22 protein-coding genes are annotated in these 15,411 nt (G+C 35.4%); 10 read left to right on the top strand and 12 right to left on the bottom strand.

Annotated elements, in window-relative coordinates:
• Nucleotides 1-165 precede the first annotated feature (165 nt).
• Nucleotides 166-387, bottom strand: a complete 222-nt coding sequence (locus H9635_RS04460; protein WP_191698951.1) for a YozE family protein — start codon at nucleotides 385-387, stop codon at nucleotides 166-168.
• A 104-nt stretch (nucleotides 388-491) separates the two neighbouring features.
• On the opposite strand from H9635_RS04460, the gene H9635_RS04455 reads away from it, so the two are divergent.
• Nucleotides 492-2,270 (top strand): methyl-accepting chemotaxis protein, encoded by a 1,779-nt coding sequence (locus H9635_RS04455; RefSeq protein ID WP_191698950.1) that lies wholly within the window; start codon nucleotides 492-494, stop codon nucleotides 2,268-2,270.
• A gap of 45 nt (nucleotides 2,271-2,315) precedes the next feature.
• On the opposite strand, the gene msrB is transcribed toward H9635_RS04455, so the two are convergent.
• The 5 genes from msrB to H9635_RS04430 form a co-directional block, all read right to left on the bottom strand.
• Nucleotides 2,316-2,744 (bottom strand): peptide-methionine (R)-S-oxide reductase MsrB, encoded by a 429-nt coding sequence (gene msrB / locus H9635_RS04450; protein ID WP_191698949.1) that lies wholly within the window; start codon nucleotides 2,742-2,744, stop codon nucleotides 2,316-2,318.
• On the bottom strand, nucleotides 2,745-3,272 hold the full coding sequence (msrA, locus tag H9635_RS04445) for a peptide-methionine (S)-S-oxide reductase MsrA (RefSeq protein ID WP_191698948.1): 528 nt from the start codon (nucleotides 3,270-3,272) through the stop codon (nucleotides 2,745-2,747). It lies immediately after the preceding gene.
• A gap of 17 nt (nucleotides 3,273-3,289) precedes the next feature.
• On the bottom strand, nucleotides 3,290-3,856 hold the full coding sequence (locus H9635_RS04440; RefSeq protein ID WP_191698947.1) for a YpmS family protein: 567 nt from the start codon (nucleotides 3,854-3,856) through the stop codon (nucleotides 3,290-3,292).
• Between the two features lie 4 nt (nucleotides 3,857-3,860).
• Nucleotides 3,861-4,763 (bottom strand): GDSL-type esterase/lipase family protein, encoded by a 903-nt coding sequence (locus H9635_RS04435; RefSeq protein WP_191698946.1) that lies wholly within the window; start codon nucleotides 4,761-4,763, stop codon nucleotides 3,861-3,863.
• Nucleotides 4,764-4,949: 186 nt separating this feature from the next.
• Entirely contained in the window at nucleotides 4,950-5,795 is an 846-nt protein-coding gene (locus tag H9635_RS04430) for a DegV family protein (RefSeq protein WP_191698945.1), read from the bottom strand.
• A gap of 199 nt (nucleotides 5,796-5,994) precedes the next feature.
• On the opposite strand from H9635_RS04430, the gene trhA reads away from it, so the two are divergent.
• The 3 genes from trhA (at nucleotide 5,995) to H9635_RS04415 (ending at nucleotide 8,158) form a co-directional block, all read left to right on the top strand.
• Nucleotides 5,995-6,639 carry a PAQR family membrane homeostasis protein TrhA gene (gene trhA / locus H9635_RS04425; protein ID WP_191698944.1) on the top strand — a complete coding sequence of 215 codons (645 nt, stop codon included), beginning with the start codon at nucleotides 5,995-5,997 and terminating at the stop codon, nucleotides 6,637-6,639.
• Between the two features lie 335 nt (nucleotides 6,640-6,974).
• Nucleotides 6,975-7,223: a hypothetical protein gene (locus H9635_RS04420; RefSeq protein WP_191698943.1), complete on the top strand. Its 249-nt coding sequence runs from the start codon at nucleotides 6,975-6,977 to the stop codon at nucleotides 7,221-7,223.
• Between the two features lie 368 nt (nucleotides 7,224-7,591).
• The gene (locus H9635_RS04415) at nucleotides 7,592-8,158 is read left to right on the top strand and encodes a hypothetical protein (RefSeq protein ID WP_191698942.1); all 567 of its coding nucleotides are present in this window, start codon (nucleotides 7,592-7,594) and stop codon (nucleotides 8,156-8,158) included.
• A 93-nt stretch (nucleotides 8,159-8,251) separates the two neighbouring features.
• On the opposite strand, the gene H9635_RS04410 is transcribed toward H9635_RS04415, so the two are convergent.
• Entirely contained in the window at nucleotides 8,252-8,722 is a 471-nt protein-coding gene (locus H9635_RS04410; protein WP_191698941.1) for a dihydrofolate reductase, read from the bottom strand.
• A 12-nt stretch (nucleotides 8,723-8,734) separates the two neighbouring features.
• Complete coding sequence (locus H9635_RS04405) at nucleotides 8,735-9,715, bottom strand: thymidylate synthase (RefSeq protein WP_191698940.1); 981 nt, start codon at nucleotides 9,713-9,715, stop codon at nucleotides 8,735-8,737.
• Between the two features lie 161 nt (nucleotides 9,716-9,876).
• On the opposite strand from H9635_RS04405, the gene H9635_RS04400 reads away from it, so the two are divergent.
• Together H9635_RS04400 and H9635_RS04395 are read left to right on the top strand one after the other, a co-directional pair.
• Nucleotides 9,877-10,431 (top strand): TVP38/TMEM64 family protein, encoded by a 555-nt coding sequence (locus H9635_RS04400; protein WP_191698939.1) that lies wholly within the window; start codon nucleotides 9,877-9,879, stop codon nucleotides 10,429-10,431.
• 25 nt (nucleotides 10,432-10,456) lie between these two features.
• On the top strand, nucleotides 10,457-11,131 hold the full coding sequence (locus H9635_RS04395) for a serine/threonine protein kinase (RefSeq protein WP_191698938.1): 675 nt from the start codon (nucleotides 10,457-10,459) through the stop codon (nucleotides 11,129-11,131).
• Nucleotides 11,132-11,280: 149 nt separating this feature from the next.
• Here the strand turns inward: H9635_RS04395 and H9635_RS04390 are convergent, their stop codons facing one another.
• Nucleotides 11,281-11,472, bottom strand: a complete 192-nt coding sequence (locus H9635_RS04390; protein WP_191698937.1) for an ABC transporter permease — start codon at nucleotides 11,470-11,472, stop codon at nucleotides 11,281-11,283.
• Nucleotides 11,473-11,850: 378 nt separating this feature from the next.
• Here H9635_RS04390 and H9635_RS04385 point away from each other — a divergent pair, with 378 nt between their 5' ends.
• The 3 genes from H9635_RS04385 (at nucleotide 11,851) to H9635_RS04375 (ending at nucleotide 13,539) form a co-directional block, all read left to right on the top strand.
• Entirely contained in the window at nucleotides 11,851-12,207 is a 357-nt protein-coding gene (locus H9635_RS04385; protein ID WP_191698936.1) for a DUF378 domain-containing protein, read from the top strand.
• A gap of 125 nt (nucleotides 12,208-12,332) precedes the next feature.
• The gene (locus H9635_RS04380) at nucleotides 12,333-12,587 is read left to right on the top strand and encodes a translation initiation factor 2 (RefSeq protein ID WP_191698935.1); all 255 of its coding nucleotides are present in this window, start codon (nucleotides 12,333-12,335) and stop codon (nucleotides 12,585-12,587) included.
• A gap of 328 nt (nucleotides 12,588-12,915) precedes the next feature.
• Nucleotides 12,916-13,539 carry a hypothetical protein gene (locus H9635_RS04375; RefSeq protein ID WP_225231118.1) on the top strand — a complete coding sequence of 208 codons (624 nt, stop codon included), beginning with the start codon at nucleotides 12,916-12,918 and terminating at the stop codon, nucleotides 13,537-13,539.
• A 55-nt stretch (nucleotides 13,540-13,594) separates the two neighbouring features.
• Here H9635_RS04375 and H9635_RS04370 read toward each other — a convergent pair whose 3' ends face one another.
• The 3 genes from H9635_RS04370 to H9635_RS04360 form a co-directional block, all read right to left on the bottom strand.
• Nucleotides 13,595-13,966 (bottom strand): hypothetical protein, encoded by a 372-nt coding sequence (locus H9635_RS04370; protein WP_191698933.1) that lies wholly within the window; start codon nucleotides 13,964-13,966, stop codon nucleotides 13,595-13,597.
• Complete coding sequence (locus H9635_RS04365; RefSeq protein WP_404828826.1) at nucleotides 13,959-14,159, bottom strand: transcriptional regulator; 201 nt, start codon at nucleotides 14,157-14,159, stop codon at nucleotides 13,959-13,961. Before H9635_RS04365 ends, H9635_RS04370 begins: the two co-directional genes overlap by 8 nt.
• Nucleotides 14,160-14,329: 170 nt before the next feature.
• Nucleotides 14,330-14,740: a VOC family protein gene (locus tag H9635_RS04360; RefSeq protein WP_191698931.1), complete on the bottom strand. Its 411-nt coding sequence runs from the start codon at nucleotides 14,738-14,740 to the stop codon at nucleotides 14,330-14,332.
• Between the two features lie 171 nt (nucleotides 14,741-14,911).
• Here H9635_RS04360 and H9635_RS04355 point away from each other — a divergent pair, with 171 nt between their 5' ends.
• Complete coding sequence (locus H9635_RS04355) at nucleotides 14,912-15,373, top strand: DinB family protein (RefSeq protein WP_191698930.1); 462 nt, start codon at nucleotides 14,912-14,914, stop codon at nucleotides 15,371-15,373.
• The last annotated feature ends 38 nt before the right edge of the window (nucleotides 15,374-15,411 follow it).

Genomic DNA, 15,411 nt, shown 5'->3' with positions numbered 1-15,411 from the left:
ATAATTCTTCTAAATTGTAAACGTTTTCGTATAAATATTCAATCGTTAGACGTCTTGCTTTTTAAAAATATTGGTTAAACATACAATATTTTGTCAAATGTAAGCAATTTCACATCTACGGATTTTAGTACAACTATACCTAAAAATTCGTGGGTATGCAAAATATCAATTGAATTTAGCCTCATATAAATCCCACAGTGAATCAAACGCACTTATTGTTAAATATTCGTCTGCCTGTAATTCAATATAGGTCGAAAGCTCCTCGAAATTATCCGATTGCTTTGGAAATGAATGATCTATGAACATACTTTCAGCAAAACGAACTTTTTCATCAGACCATTCTCCCCCTCTATATGTTAATACATAGTGATAAAATGACTTTTTCAATATTTTCCCTCCTACTTATATATTTTTACATTATTGTAGTGAAAAATCCCCATTAGTGTAGTATTATAATAAAATATTGATTTTTCAGAAAAGATGGTGAATTTATGCAAAAGAAAAAAAAATCAAGTACGAAACGAGAAAAAACTAATAAAAAAATGAAAACTGCAAAAAAACCACTTCATTTCTTCCATCTCATTCGAGGTAAAATTTTAATTGCGTTTACAATTTTAATGGCAATTATCCTTGCTATGCAAATTTTATCGTATATTAATATAACAAACTTACAAAATAGCTTGCGTAGTTTTGCAGATGAAAATTTAAAACAGCAATTTCAAATTAACAACCTGGCTTCTGATATTGCAAAACTGTCAAGCCATGAACAGACCTACTTAATTACAGGTGACGAAAAGTATCTGCAATTATATGAGGATACGAAAGAACTAATACATAACAATCTGACATCTGTTCAGAAATCCTTTGAAAATCAGGATGAAGAGTTGAAGATTGTTGGACAAATTCAGCAATTTTATACGAATTATTTATCCTATTCTAAATCTACAATTGATGTACGTCAAAAATACGGATATGAAAATGCGGCAAAACTCTTTCAAAATAGCGGAAGCCAAAGCTTCAAATCATATATTGATGATAATACATCTAAATTGATTCAAATTTTAGAACAACGTAACGAGGAATCCATAACGGATTTAGAGCAATTTGCTTTAGCCTCTAAAATTTCTTTTTTTGTATTAGCTTTTATTGCGATTATATTGACCATGACGTTGGGCTATATGCTATTTAAATCAATCCGTAGAAATACAAAAGCAATTAATGAGTCCATTTTGGATATTGCACAAGCTGGCGGCGATCTAACACGTCGTGTAAATGTTAAAACTAAAGATGAATTTTCTGAAATTGCCAACTCAACAAATATTCTAATCGAGTCTATATCCGTATTAATAAAGCGTGTTTCTAACCTCGCAGATAATGTGTCAGGCAGTTCTCAGGAATTAATGGCTTTAGCAGATGAGAATGCACGTACGATTGATTTTATTGCAGACTCTACGATGGATATTGCGAATGATAGCACAGAGATTTTAACTAGTATCGGAAATGCAGCAAACGAAATGCAAAAGCTTGAGCAATCGATGCATGAGTTAAATGAAAAGGCATTGGAAGTTCAACAGGCCGCTCTACACATGAAGGATGCTGCACATCTCGGTAGTAATTCGGTTACGCAATCTTCAAACGTGATGTTAGAAATTGAAGAAACGATGGCAACTACATCGGCAACAGTTGAAAATTTAGGCCGTAAATCTGAAAATATTACATCTATTATTAGTACCATTACAGCAATTGCTGAACAAACAAACTTATTGGCTTTAAACGCTGCAATCGAAGCCGCACGTGCTGGAGAGCATGGACGTGGATTTGCCGTTGTTGCTGATGAAGTACGAAAGCTTGCAGAGCAATCTCAGCAGGCTGCAAGTGAAGTAGCAGTAATTGTCGGATCTATTCAGTCCGAAGTGAAATCCATCATTGCCCAAAACCAAACAGGCGTACAAAAAGTAATTCGCGGTGTCGAAGTAACAAATGAAACAACGGATTCTTTGCAAAATATTTTGTTACAGACAGAAAAAACATCGGATATTTTAACACATATGGTTGGTCAAATTGAGCAAACATTGCACAATAGTCACGATGTGAATTCTTCCTTTGTTCATGTTGCTGCGGTTGCAGATAATACAGCCGCTAACACGGAACGCAGTGCAGCTGCTGCTTCTCAAGGCTCGGCTTCGATGGAGGAAATTAATGCGTCGGCTGTCGAATTGGCCGCGCAAGCTGATAATTTACGAAGTGTTGTTAGTGAATTTAAAATTTAACATTAAAAAACAACTCGCTTATGGGATTCCATAAGCGAGTTGTTTTTATTTGAACATTGATAAATATTGAGGATAACCTTCCTTTTCCAATTCTGAAACTGGAATAAAGCGTAATGCTGCAGAATTGATGCAGTAACGTAATCCGCCTAATTCCTGTGGTCCATCCGGAAACACATGTCCTAAATGCGAATCGGCAGTTTTACTTCGAACTTCTACACGACGCATGCCGTGAGAAGTATCAAAATGCTCCGTCACTTCCACTTGTTCGATTGGTTTTGAAAACGATGGCCAACCACAGCCGGCATCATATTTATCCTTTGAACTGAATAATGGTTTCCCGGATACAATATCAACATAGATTCCATCTTCAAAAACATCGTTGTATTCATTTCTAAATGGCGGTTCAGTTCCTTGATTTTGCGTAACATGATACTGCATCTCTGTTAATTGCTTTAAGCGTTCTTCTTTATTCATTTACTTCGACCCCCAATGTTTTTCAATAAATCCAGCTCGCCCCGAACCAATGGAATAGCGCTCGTAATGAGCAGGATTCTTTTTATAGTAATGTTGGTGATATTCTTCAGCCACATAGAACGGCTTTGCTTCTAAAATCTTTACAGCAATTGGTGCTTTGAATTTCCCGCTTGCTTCCAACTTCGCCTTTGATTGTTCGGCAATTTGTTTTTGAACATCATCATGATAAAAAATAGCCGTTGAATAGGATTCTCCGCGGTCATAAAATTGGCCGCCCGCATCAGTAGGATCAATTAATGTCCAATAAAGCTCAACTAATTTTTCATAAGGGTAAATAGCTGGATCAAATGTTATTTGTACAGCCTCTAAATGACCAGTTGTCTCACTGCAAACTTGTTCGTATGTTGGATTCTCAACATGTCCCCCTGTATAGCCTGACATAACCTCTATAATACCGGGTTGTGTATCAAATGGCTTTACCATACACCAGAAGCATCCCCCTGCAAATGTCGCTTTTTCATATGTCATAAATCTGCCTCCTAGTTTTATTCGTTTGGAATAACTACTTCTAATTCTATTTTATCATTAGGAAGATCAATTTCCTTTGCTCGGACTCTTGAACCGCTTGCAATATTAATACGAGATAAATCTACATAAATTTCCTCGTCGTTTGGCTTCACCGTAATCCAATTTGGAAAATCAACCGCGTCATCAATCATTTTCAATACAAATTCCGGTGGTATATTTGCTTTCCCGACATGGACTGCCTCTTGATTCAATACAATGTTTCCGTCCTTTACAACCGGGGTGAAATCCATCTGAATCGGCAAGTCGAAATTAAAAATGGTTAATGTACTGTATAAATAAATTTTCTCATCAATAACGATTTCTACAGGAACTGGGGATTGTTTCATCGCTGCTGTTAAATATTGTTTCGCAATTGCTTCAAATTCCTTTGCTGTCGTTTCAACTTTTAATATATTGCCCTCTATCGGGAGTGGAGGTTGTTCTGTGACTTGTTTTCCATCTGCAGTTAAAAGATACAGAACCGTAGCTAGTGTTAATAACACTGTGCCCGCTAGTAATAAAAATGCTACTTTCCATTTGTTCATATACTCACTCCCCAAATCCTATTAAACCGTCTGACATCTCTTCTATGTTACATGCTTGCATTGTTTCAATAATGCGTTCTGCCATGCGGTCGTATCCTGTGCTGTTCGGATGAAAGAAGTCTACATGATATACCATATCCTCATTTGACACAAATAAATCCTCTACAGTTACAAAACATGCTTTTCCGTCCTTTACTGCCAATTGTTCGATGGAGTAGTTCCATTCAGCAATAATTGGATCAAAAGGTGTTACTTCATCTACTACAATCGAAAAAGGGTTATAAAAACCGACTAGAATAATTGGTGCATCGGCATTAATTTCACGTATTTCTGTAATTACCTGTTCATAGCGTTCATTAAAACGAGGTAATTCTTTGTCAAACATTGTTTTAGTCATTGTAAATAAATTATTTTTCACTATTTTCATGACATCATTACCACCAAGTGATATAGAGATAAGGTCTGCTTCTGCCAGCTCCTCATCATAATGTCCACGCTGTAATAAATCTAAAAGCTGATCGCTGCGTCGACCATTTTTCCCACGGTTATCAAGTTCTACCGATTCAATCATCGGCCATTTTTCAAGCTCTTCCTGTAATCGTATCGTATAGCCATATTCCATGGTTTCATCGCCAACACCACGTGTCAATGAGTCTCCTAAAGCTAAATACTGTATAGGTTGAGCATTATCTTCTTTACGAGTGGACCAATCTAGTTGAAATACATCATTTATTATATCGAAGAAGCCCGTAGTTTTTTGTTCAGATTCATCTTCCGGACTGGATTGCTCATTATTTTCAGTACTCGAATTGTCGGTTAATTGCTCTTCCACTAGATTCGGGTCAACTGTAATGGAGCATGCGGACAAAACAATAACAGCCAAAGTTGCGAGTAAGAACCGCCACATACAATTTCCCCCTTTATATTATATTATAAAATATTTTCTGCACCATGAGGAATGATTTGCCTATAAACATCTGGATCTATGGAAAATTATCATTATTTTATATTATGTAAGTAATTGCATAAAGAATCTCAATCACAAATAAAAAGGGTAATTCTAGAGGTACTGACCTTTAGAATTACCCTATTTTTATTCGGTATAATACATAAAGCCGATTGCACCTTCACCAGTGTGTGTACTAATTACCGGCGATGTAAATGCTACTTCTACTTCTCCTGTAAAGCCTGTTGCTTTTACTTGCTCTATTAATGGATTAACTAATGTATCCATTGAATTCGCATGAGAGATTCCTACAGACATTACTTTTTTGCCTTTTGTATCTTTTTCAAATTCACTCATTAAAAATTTTATGATTTGCTTATAGCTTCGTGGTTTGGCACAAATAGTAACTTCGCCAATATCCAAGTGGCCAATCGGTTTAATATTCAGCAATGAGCTGACTACCGCTTTACCTTTTCCGATTCGTCCGCCCTTCACCATGTTTTCCAATGTATCCAGTGCAACGAAAAGACGTGTGTTTTCACGGACTTTGTTAACCCCTGCCACAATTTCCTCTACAGATGCTCCAGCGTCACGTAATCGAATTGCTTCACGAAGTTGGAAGGCAAGCCCGAATGCGATATAGCGTGAATCAATTACTGTAACATCTGCACTACTCATTTCTGCTGCCTGGCTAGCAGATTGGTATGTTCCACTCATACCGCCTGTCATGTGAATGGAGACAACTTGCGCCCCATCCTTCCCTAACTCATCATACAATTCTTTAAATACGCCCGGAGAAGGCTGAGAGCTTTTAGGCAACTCTTTTGCTGTTTTTAATAATTCGATAAATGTATCCGGTTGCAGGTTTACGCGATCTGTATACGTTTTATCATCAATTTGTACTGTTAGTGGTACTACATGGATTCCATGCTGTTGAATTTCTGCATCTGTTAAATCACATGTAGAGTCCGTTACAATATGAATTTGACTCAAAGAGAACACATCCTTTTTCTATCTTCCTTACTATTATAAAGAAATCATTTTTGTTTACCAATATGACATTTGTCATAGCAAAACATGTCTCTTTATCATCACTCTATTATGACATATAGTAGTATAACATTATGACATTCAACTATCACAATTATTTACAATTCGTACTATACTAATATAAAGAGGAGTGTGATGTACGATGCAAAAAATAGATACATTCGATTACAAAAGTTGGAAGGAAGAGTTGTGGAACGCGATTACACATGGCATTGGCTTGGCAATTAGTATTCCCGTCTGTGTATTGCTTATTATCTATTCGGCAATAAATGGATCCGCCTTGCATGTTACTTCATACGCCATTTTTGGAGCTTCATTAATCTTGTTGTTTTTAATGTCAACGCTATTACATAGTGTGCCGGAAAAATATAAACGTATCTTTGCAATTTTAGATCATTCATCGATCTATATATTAATTGCAGGTACCTATACCCCATTTTTACTTATAGCAATCGGAGGAACATTTGGCATTGTCATGCTATGTATTATATGGTCCCTAGCGATTTTAGGGGTTTTATTTAAAATCTTGTTTATCCATCGGTTTGAAAAATTATCTTTAGTATTATATATAGCGATGGGATGGCTAATTATTATCGCCATTCGTCCCCTCTACAGTTTTTTAACTTTTGATGGGTTTATGCTACTTTTATATGGCGGGATATTTTTTACTTTCGGTGCCATTTTCTACGCTTGGACTCGGTTACCTTATAACCATGCAATTTGGCATTTATTTGTTATTGCGGGATGTGGTTGTATGGTTGCCTGCGTGTATTTATACTTAATTTAACCTTATTAAAAACTAACGGGTTCGATTAATGGTGAGAAAACAATAAATAACACAGCTTTCGGGGATACAATTCTATATGAATTGGTGTCCCCGTTTTTGTTGTTATATCAACGGACCGCAAATATCACAGAGATTATTAAGAGCACATAAATTTATGTGCCTTTGCTAATTCACTTGTTAAAACACTTGCTGATTGAATATTGGAATGAATAATTTAGTGGTAATATAAGGGATATATATTAAAATATGGTTCATCACCATAAGTTGGGGATGACAAAATTGAAAAATAATATTTTCTAATTAATTCCGTTCAGCTACGCTACGGGGAAAACACGTTGAAGCAAGTGTTTTTGGAGCTCGCGTCCGTTGTACTACGTTCCGGGGCAGGCTTTCCGGGCGGCGTGGCTTCAAAGCTTTTGTCAAAAAGCTTTGCGACGAAAGCGGCAGCGACAGGAGCAACTATTTTCCGCGCACGCTTAATCGCAAAGGAGTCCGCCCCTACACTTCGCACAACTCTTTTCGTTGAAGCGAGTATTTTGGCGGCTCATCCTAAGCTCCGTGTCACTCTACTTGGGGTAAAGTAAATTTCTGCAAAAAATGAAGATATAAAACATAGCATTTCCGCTCTCTTCCGCTTCGCGATAGCGCAAGCGGCTTGATTAGCTGTTTTTACTTCACTTTATAACGAGGGCAAAATTTTGAGATTGGTGGGCCTCGCAAACGGCAATAAAGGCAGTGATAAAGACACTTCACGTGGCTTTAGCGCTGTCTTGCCGTAGCCCACCAATCAATCAAGTGAAATTTTATTAGAAAAGCAACCCCATGTTATGGTGATGAGCCTAAAATATTGAACAATATGAAATGCTGTTATTCAACTAATTGGGCAGGTTAGTGTTAGAAGGTTTGTAGATTCTAGTTATGTAAACTAACTATAAAGGAGGAGACGTTATTTATGATAAATATTTTCGTTGGATTAATCTTTGTTTTCTTCAAAACAAATTTAAGTTTTTTGGATATCGGAGCGACTTATTATTTAACCAATATAATTGGATACATATCGATACTTTTTGGGATAATCGAATTGGGAAGAACAAATCAAAGACTGTTAAAGGTTAGACCTTATGTAATGATAATGATCGCTCACAGTTTTATCTTTTTCTTATTAAATGTAACAGGTAATTCGCCGTTAACGATGGCTTTTTCAACTTCACTTGCAACAATTATAGCTTATGGTGGTCTTCTGTTTATTGTTGCAGGTATGTTTTTAATATTTGCTATTATCTCAGAACTATTGGACGATTTAAATAGTAAAAAGAATAAAAAGCTGTTATACAATCTAATTAACATTATGATGATGCTATTCATTCTAGCAGGTATAAGTGCTTACTTTAACATGCTAGCCACTACTATAATGGGTACTTTATTGTTACTGGAAGTATTATTTTTAATTAGCTATTATTACGTTTTCCTATTAAAAAATGAAAATATACATAAAAGATTTCCCCATCAACGTTCGTAAGACCGCACCTGTGGAAGCGTCTCGGAATGGCAAACAATTTTTTATGCCAGCAAAAAATGCCATTGCTCTCAAGGAGAATAATGGCATTAATTTTTATTTTTCGTAAATACAGTATTGGAATGTAAAGCCTTCGTCCGACTTTACTGGTTCAAGACAAGAAGTTTTGTTCCAATCGTCGTAGGTTGGAAAGTAAGTATCTCCCTTAAATGTATGGTTGATTAAAGTAATGTACAGCTTATCAGCTATCGGCATTACTTGTTCAAAAATTTGAGCGCCGCCAATAATCATGATTTCCTCAGTGTCTTGAACAAGTGCCAATGCTTCCTGAAGGCTTCCTACAACTTCTATTCCCTCTGCTTTATAATCTGTATTTCTTGTGATCACAATATTACGACGACCTGGTAGTGGGCGTCCAATCGATTCGAAAGTTTTTCGTCCCATGACAATTGGCTTGCCCATTGTCATCTCTTTAAAATATTTCAAGTCACCAGGCAAGTGCCAAGGAAGCTCATTTTTATAACCAATAACCCGATTTTCATCATGTGCAACAATTAGTGAAATCATCTCTATTCCCCTTTATACCGCAATCGGTGCTTTAATCGATGGATGTGGATTATAGCCTTCAATCGTTAAATCTTCTAATTCAATATCAAAAATCGATTGCTTATCTGTATTAATAGTTAATGTTGGTAAATCTCTTGGCTCACGTGACAGCTGTTCTTCCACTTGCTCAACATGGTTTAAATAAATATGTGCATCTCCGACTGTATGAATAAATTCACCAACTTCAAGATTACACTCTTTAGCCATTAAATAAAGCAGCAATGCATAAGAAGTAATATTATAATTAATTCCTAAAAAAGTGTCTCCGCTACGTTGATATAATTGACAGCTCAATTTATTATTAGCAACATAAAATTGGAACATGACATGACAAGGAGGCAATGCAGCTTTACTTCCTTTTGCACCGGCATTTATTACGTCTTCTGGGTTCCATGCATTTACAATTAATCGACGTGAATCAGGATTCGTTTTGATTTGGTTTATGACATCTTTTATTTGATCAATTTCATTTCCTTCAGAGTCTGTCCAACGTCTCCATTGCTTACCATAGACATTTCCTAAATCGCCGTATTTTTCAGCAAATTCATCATCAGTTAATACTCGATCACAGAAATCTTTCAGTTCTTTTTTGTACAGTAAATTAAATTCTTCGTCTTCTAAACAACGACGGCCGAAATCCGTCATATCCGGGCCTTCGTATTCGTCCGATTCAACCCATTTCTTAAATGCCCACTCGTCCCAGATGTGGTTATTATGCTGCAAAAGATAACGAATATTTGTATCACCTTTAATAAACCATAATAATTCACTAGCAATTAGTTTAAATGATGTTCTTTTAGTTGTGAATAATGGGAAACCTTTTGATAAGTCGAAACGCATTTGATAACCAAAAACGCTAATTGTACCAGTCCCAGTGCGGTCTTCTTTTTTTACCCCGTTATCTAAAATGTATTTCATAAAATCTAAATATGTTTTTTCTAATTCATTCGACAAGATAAACACCCTCCAAATTCATTTCATCTCTATTATAGCTATAAAAAATAATTTATGTAACAAACATATAGGCTATTTCTTTTAAATGCACCTTTTTCTCTACACGAGCGTCTTATTAAAGAACGGATAATATATTAACATAACTATTAAGAGGATATAATATGGAACAACAAATTTTAGACCTCGTACAGAATGAAAAACCGTATGCATGGCTTTATCAGTTTTTAATAATGGTGCTAGTTTCTATGATTCCATTTGCGCCTATCCCCGTGCTGGCCGCGTACATTGCCAGTCATCATGATTTTATGCCGGGTTTGATGATTAACCTGCTCGGGACGACTACGGGATCCATTTTATTATTTTTACTAAGTAAGAATTTATTACGAAGCGTTGCACTAAAATACTTAACAAAACATCAATATTTGACGAAATATGTAGAGCTCATTCAAACAAATGGCTTTTTAGCAGTACTCTTCGGGCGCCTTATCCCTATCCTACCTTCCGCAGGTGTAAATTTAATTGCAGGTATTTCTAATGTCCACGTAATCGCCTTTATTGCCGCAACAATTATAGGGAAGCTACCCACTATCTTAGCCTTTTCACTAGCAGGACATCAAATAGCTTCAGGAAACTGGGAGATTATATTGATCATTGCCCTTTACTTAGTCGCGTTATTCTTACTCGGAAGAAAAATAAAACAAAAGTGGACCCGTTAATTCAGAAAATGAACGGAGAGATTATATGAATAATGAATGGGAAAAAGATATAAGTTCTCTTTCAAAAATTAAAGTTTTTTCAAATCCTAATAACCAGCCGGTAACTATAATTGGGGATGCGGATAATTTGAAGTGTATTGGTGTCGGTACAGATGCAGCCGTTTTTCAGTCTCTTTCTGCTCCCGCTTATGCGTTTAAATTATATGCACAAGATAAAGTAGAAAAAGTAAAACTGGAAGCAAAGGTTTATGAACAATTAGGAGAATCACCTTTCTTTCCAACGTGTTATGCTTCATCCGACGAATACCTCGTTTTAAGTTACGAAGAAGGAAAAACGCTATTTGACTGCATTTTGCAAGGTATCCCTATCCCGCAGCACGTTGTAAGTGAAGTGGAAGAGGCCAGAGAATACATTCGGAATAAAGGGCTGAACCCGCGTGATATCCATTTGAGAAACATTTTACTTCAAAATGGAAAAGCAAAAATAATTGATGTGTCTGAATATACAAAATCCGGCAATGATTATCGTTGGGAACATTTAAAAAAAGGTTATGAGCAGTACTATCATTTAATTGAAGGAAATGCTGTGCCGTTTTGGCTAGTAGTAACAATTCAAAAGTGGTATAACCAGCGAGGAGAAAAGTCTTTTTCATATGAAGAATTCACGAAAACTATTTCAAAGCTTTTATTTAAAAAATAAGCTCTTATAAGCAAAAAGGTTTTGAACTATGTATGGAAATTTATAAAATAAGACAACATAAAAGGCGCTACTCGTATTTCATTTGCTGAGTAGCGCCTTTAGTCAAATGTGTCTAAATCATCGTAGAGCTCAATAGTTTGCATCAATTTTTATGTTGCCTCCCTAAGAATCGTTTTGTTGTTCTCTAAAATTTGAATCATCTGTTGCAAAATCTTCTCCTCAACTTTTTGGGAGCCATTTACTTCTTTTGCAATCACTTTCGTTAATTCTAAAACTGTACTTACGTCGAGCTTATGTTTTTCCGCTAATTGGAATGCTCGCCCTAACTGACCGGTTATCATCGGCAGTCCTCCTTTTTCTTATAGTATACAAATATTATACCTTGAGTTACATAAAAATTCACCTTAAAAAACTAAATTTTTAATAAAATTATTAAAAATCGCGTCTTTTACTAACAGGAAGCAGCAGTAACCTCTATATAGTGTAGTACGCCTCATTATTTAATATGCGTTATGAACGCTTTTTGTTTGTGCAATTGTCCTTTTTTTAAGTCAAAATTTTATGTTAGTCGGCTTTTTTTAATGAACAATCCTAATCGAATATAAATAGTATAAATCAGCTGTTTCCGGAGAAAATATATGAAGATTAAGAAACGAAGTCCTGTTTGTTTTAAACGCCAGGACATTCGAGTCAAAAAAAAATAAAGGAGATGTTACAAAATGGGAATATTATATAGAACAGCATTAGTTCTAGTCATTATTGGTGCAGTCAACTGGGGACTTATTGGATTCTTCAAGTTTGATTTAGTGGCTTCATTATTTGGTGGACAAACATCTGTATTATCAAGAATTGTTTATGCTCTTGTAGGTATTGCAGGACTTATATCGATTCCGATTCTTATGAAACCGTTAGACGATGTAGAGGAAAATTCCTACAACACATCTAATCGTGCGAATACAAGACCGAATTATAATATGGAAGCTGGTAAAGAAGAAGATTTTTCGGAATATAAGAAAACAAGTGATGATACTAAAGCCAAGCATTATAGCAGTAACAGCGACCAGAACAAAAAATAATTATCATTGACCAGGCTCTCTTATGAGTCCTGGTCTTTTGTATTTAATTGCTAATTGGTTGTGCCCTATCTGCTCTCTACATATGATGTAATGACAATCGATATTTAGTGGTGAGGAGGAAATAAATGAATAACAACAAGAAAAATTCAGATCAGTCCTCAGATGCTCAGGATATTCAAATAGCGAGACTTGCTTTTATAGGAGCTTCTATCGTTACATTAGGAGACTTAATTTCTACACTTGCTGCCGGTCTCGCACTGGATGCTTTGGAAAAATCTAAGAACGGTGATTCCGGCCCCCCGCCGACTCAGTCAAAAGATATGCAGAAACAGCTGGATTATTTAATAAATGAATTAAGACAAATAAAGAAAATGATGTAAAATACTTTTTTGAAGTAAATCTCCTAACCACCCTTCGCTCATTTAATTTGCGGAGGGGTTTTTTATTGAAATTATTCGACTTTTTAAACTTTACATATTTATAGTGCACTGATAATTACTTTATAGTAATATAATAAATTGAAAAGGAGTGTTTAAACTGGATACAATATTTATAATCATATTAATTATAGCTTTTCTAGTTATGTTGGTGTGCATTCTCAGCGCATTTGTTAACATTGTGAAAAGAAATCGATCAAAGTCGGTTAAAATGTTTAAGTATAGTGGAATAGCATTTTTAGTCTTAATCATATCATTTATAGGTGTTGGTGTGACAAGCGATGGAACGGATGTAGCTAATGAACCTGAAAAAGCGGAAGCTACTGCAAGTAAGGAAAAAACAAAAGATGATTCCGAGAAAGCAACACCTGAATCAGCAGAGAAGGTTGAAGCAGATAAAAAAGCGAAAGCTGATGCTGATGCCAAAAAAGCTGCTGATAAATTAGCAGCTGAAAAAAAATCATATTTAACTGACGTAAAACCAAAAGTGGATACTATGATGAGCTTGTATGATAAAGCGTGGAATGAGCTTTGGAAACCTACTTTTGAAGGTCTAGGCACAACTGTAGATGTGTATACAGCTTACGGTAATATGAAACAGCTGGAGCAACGCTATGATAGTCTTTACAAAACTATCGGATCAATCGATGGCAGTGGTTTATCTAAAGAAAATGAAGAGAAATTCAATGAATATAAAACAAACATGAAAAATGCCGCTATGTGGCGAGGTGAAGCAGCCGAAAAAGCGCGTAAAATGTTTGATGAAGGAAATTATAGTCCTTCAAAATTCGATAAGGTGAAAACAGATGTTTCATATGCAGATAATGAAATGATGAAAGCCATCTTATCTTTAACATCATTAGAAATGGCTTTAGGTGTAGATAGAGAAGAATAATGTATGGCCTTCCGCTCGTATATGGTGGAAGGCTTTTTTCTGTTTTGCCCTTTTTTTACTTTCTATCTTGAGGTGTTAAATATTCCATTCCAAGGACCCGTCTCATTTCGTGGGATACCCAGTTACGGATGGCGATGTTCGTGTAAGTTCTTGTTTCTGTTACTCCTCTAAACAAAACAAAATACTCCGTCACAAATTCATCTGAGCGTTGTTTTTCAATCTTACATCCTTGTTTATATAAATAATCCCTCAACTTTTTCAAATCCTGAAATGTCTCATGGGATTTTTGATCATACCATTCTTCTAAAATTTTGCCCATTTTCAATTGCGAAACGTACAGTTTGTCGCGGTCAAGCGTTTTTAAAAACATCTCTAAAATAATAAAACGGTGTATATCATCGCTAAAATTCATAATTTCTTTATGCATTAACAACACTCACCCTTTGAATAGCAGGGTATGCTGCTAAAATGTTGTCTATAATAAATGTACGCTTTGCATGACGTGTAAAACAATAAGCCTGCACGGTATTCCCTGCAATTTTAATTAATTTGATACGACGTTTTGAAATCGCGTGAGTTTTGGATAAGTACATAATGTCTAGAGTTTGATTGTACTGCATTGCTTTTATTATTTGCTCTTTCATAAATACACTCCGTCCTTTTTTATTTCATTATAGAACAAGTGTTCTTATTTTAGAACCAGTAATTTTTATAGTTTACAGTAAATAGTTGGATAAATTGAAAAAGCACTACACAAAATAATTGCGCAGAGCTTTGTTTTCTAATTCTATTAAATCCCCTCTGTGTTCATTAGTACAATTCGCCAGCCATCCGGGTCTGCAATCGTCACACCTTTTTCTTCCCAATATGGATTTTCCGGTGGAACTTGAGGATAGCCCATTTTATCAAGGCGTGTCTGTACAGCTTGAATTTGTATAGGATCTGGCATATAAAAAACGAGCAAATTATCCTCTGTCGGTGCGGGACATGGGCTTCCTTCAATATGCTCGGTAAATTCCAAATGATACGATGCATCTGGCAAGCCAATCATAATGCCAGTGTAACCTCGATGTCCTTTAAATTCACCAAGTTTTTCAAGACCAATACCTTCACAATAAAAACGTTCTACCTGTGCTAGTTTATCCGTTGGTCGTGCGATACGAAATTGTGCAATATGCAATGTTTCTGTCCATTTCTTCATATTCATCCCATTCATCCCCCCTACTTTCATTTTAAAGAACAAGAAAGGAAAATGCTCTACGACATCTGGATGAAAATTCCTATCTTAGAGTCAGTAAAAGCATATTTGAAAAGGAAATACGTTAACTATTGACGAAATATTTTACTAGCTATATAGAAAGGAGTTTTATTAATGAAGGAAAGACATGAAATATTATTTAACCAGTTAAAAAGTTACCGTAATGACACTCTTAGCTTATTGGAAGATGTTAGTGTAGAAGAAGCTGAAATTATTCCAAAACGGTTTAACAATAATATTCGTTGGAACATGGGACATATTTATCTCGATCAATATTTATGGATAGAAACACAAACTAAAGAAAAAACCAATGCACCATCAGAATATAATAGTTGGTTTGGATATGGTACATCTCCAACCGATTTCACCTCTGAAACACCTTCTTATAAAGAACTAAAAACACTTTTAGAAAATCAAATTGAAGATATTAAAGACAAATTTGCCGATAAATTAGAAATTGTGCACTCGCAAACTGACATGGGAATGAATACGATTGAACATGTATTAATAAGAACGATTTTCCATGAGGGAATACATTTTCAGCACATATTAAATTTGAAAAAATTTATTAAATAAATCTCTGATGATCATAGATTTTAGACATAAAAAAACAC

The organism is Solibacillus faecavium, from assembly GCF_014836905.1.
Lineage (GTDB): Bacteria > Bacillota > Bacilli > Bacillales_A > Planococcaceae > Solibacillus > Solibacillus faecavium.
This window is presented reverse-complemented; position numbering and strand designations above follow the sequence as displayed.